Here is a 640-nt window from a genome sequence, read left to right as displayed (position 1 = left end):
TGGGCGCCAGCCGGTTGTAGATCAGGTACAGCAGCACCGTCGCCAGCAGCAGCAAGCCGCCCAACGCCGTGGCCATGCCCCAGTTGATGCTGGTGTTGGTATAGAAGGCCACGAAGTAGCTGACCATCTGGTCGTTCGGGCTGCCCAGCAAGGCCGGGGTGATGTAGTAACCAATCGCCAGGATGAACACCAACAGGCAACCGGCGCCGACACCGGCGTAGGTTTGCGGGAAGTACACGCGCCAGAAGCTGGCGAACGGGTGACAGCCCAGGGAAATCGCCGCACGCATGTACGTCGGCGAGATGCCTTTCATCACGCTGTAGATCGGCAGAATCATGAACGGCAGCAGGATATGCACCATGGAGATGTACACGCCGGTACGGTTGAACACCAACTCCAGCGGCGCGTCGATCAGGCCCATGCCCATCAGGGCGCTATTGATCAGGCCACCGGATTGCAGCAATACAATCCACGCCGCCACCCGCACCAGAATCGACGTCCAGAATGGCAGACAACCTGGTTTGGTCAGCTATTCTTGTGCCAGCCCAACACCGATAAGAGGCCGCGCACATGAGTACTTCCTCATTCAAGATCGCCCACAAACTGCTGACCGGCGCTGGCGCCATTGAGCAACTTGGCG

1 pseudogene is annotated in these 640 nt (G+C 59.7%); it reads right to left on the bottom strand.

Going from position 1 to position 640, the window contains the following annotated elements:
* Positions 1 to 511 (bottom strand): annotated as a pseudogene (locus AC0L3B_RS38205) (ABC transporter permease); the annotation flags it as partial.
* Positions 512 to 640: the final 129 nt, after the last annotated feature.

Source organism: Bradyrhizobium sp. Kon56, assembly GCF_055807635.1.
This window is presented reverse-complemented; position numbering and strand designations above follow the sequence as displayed.